The organism is Parazoarcus communis SWub3 = DSM 12120 (genome assembly GCF_003226565.1).
Taxonomy (GTDB): Bacteria; Pseudomonadota; Gammaproteobacteria; order Burkholderiales; family Rhodocyclaceae; genus Parazoarcus; species Parazoarcus communis.
Window position 1 is genome coordinate 1 of sequence record NZ_QKOE01000066.1, and the last position, 1,352, is coordinate 1,352.

Here is a 1,352-nt window from a genome sequence, read left to right on the forward strand (position 1 = left end):
ATTACCAAGCCCCTCCCGCAATGGCTTCGTACTCGGCCAGCGGACGCAACAGCGCATCGGTGGGCGGCGGCGCTTCGATCTCGGCCGGAGGTGGCGACCCGCCCAGCAGGTGGCTGCGCTCGATACTGCGCCCGCGACTGCCAGAGAGCTGCGCATGGCGGGCCACTTCCTCGCCGGCATACTCCACCACCACCGTGTCGGCGCTGACGATGACCGTAACCGTCTCACCGATCAGCCGCCACGGCACGCTGTAGGCGTTGGTGTCCAGCTCGATGCAGCCCTCGGCATTGACCCGACGCACAAGTTCGCGCATCTGCAGGAAGGGGGCGACCCCGGCGATCGGGTGCAGATGCCCGCGCTCCAGCTCGAAGCGCTCAACGGGCGAGACGCCCGTCGTGCCGTGGATGCGCACATCGGCCACCTCGCGCTGCCAGCGCGCCAGATGCGCCTCCATCGCCGCCCAACTCTCGAAGGGGTGACCAGCGATGGCGTTCTTCTTCACGTAGCCTACGCCGTTCTCGGTCTTGCCCTTGGTGCGGGCCCGAAACGGGGCGCACGCCCGGGCCGCGATGTCCCAGTGCCGGCAGAACGCCTCGAAGCGGCTGTTGAGCCGAACCTGGCGCGTCTGGCTGTCGTGCTTGTCGACCAGCGCTTTGGCGTTGTCGATGAGCAGGGTCTGCGGCCGTCCGCCGAAATGGGCAAACGCCGCCTCGATCCCGGCGAACCACGCGCTCTGGCGCTCGTGCCGGAACGCACAAGCAAACCCCCGCCGTGAATAGCCCAGCGTCGCCACGAACAGGAACACCCGCACCGATTCACCTCCGATCAGCACGCGGGTCTGGCCGAAGTCGATCTGCATCTGCTCGCCCGGCGCGGTCTCGAAACGGATCGTCGCACGCCGGCTGGCTTCGAGCTCCTGGCGGAACCCTTGGCACGCGCGCTCGACCGTGCGCAGGCTCGTGTCGATCCCGAGCTCCTTGCTCAGCTGCTGGCGCACCACGTCGCAGTTGCCCCGGTGCTGAAGGAAACGCTCCCGCAGCCACGCCTCATGACCGCCCAGCACGCTGGCACGCTGTGGCTGCCTATACGGCACCGGCCCGCCCGCGCTCAGGTACCGCCGCACCGTGTTGCGCGCGATGCCCAGCGCCCTGGAGATTCGCTTCGCTCCCCAACCTGACTGCCCCAACCGAACGATCGTCGTGACCGCTTCCGGCTCCAACATCTCCTGCCCTCCGCAACCTACACGGCGTACAGGATCTACCTCGATGTGCTTCGTTTCCAACGATGGCCTCCTTGCGAACGAGGGGGTTCATTCCTCGTGTCGCCAGGGGGTCAATTTACGGTGTCGCCTG

1 protein-coding gene is annotated in these 1,352 nt (G+C 67.5%); it reads right to left on the reverse strand.

Annotated features, from left to right (window positions below):
• Position 1: 1 nt before the first annotated feature.
• On the reverse strand, positions 2 to 1,222 hold the full coding sequence (istA, locus tag DNK49_RS23000; protein WP_165843429.1) for an IS21 family transposase: 1,221 nt from the start codon (positions 1,220 to 1,222) through the stop codon (positions 2 to 4).
• Between the last annotated feature and the right edge of the window lie 130 nt (positions 1,223 to 1,352).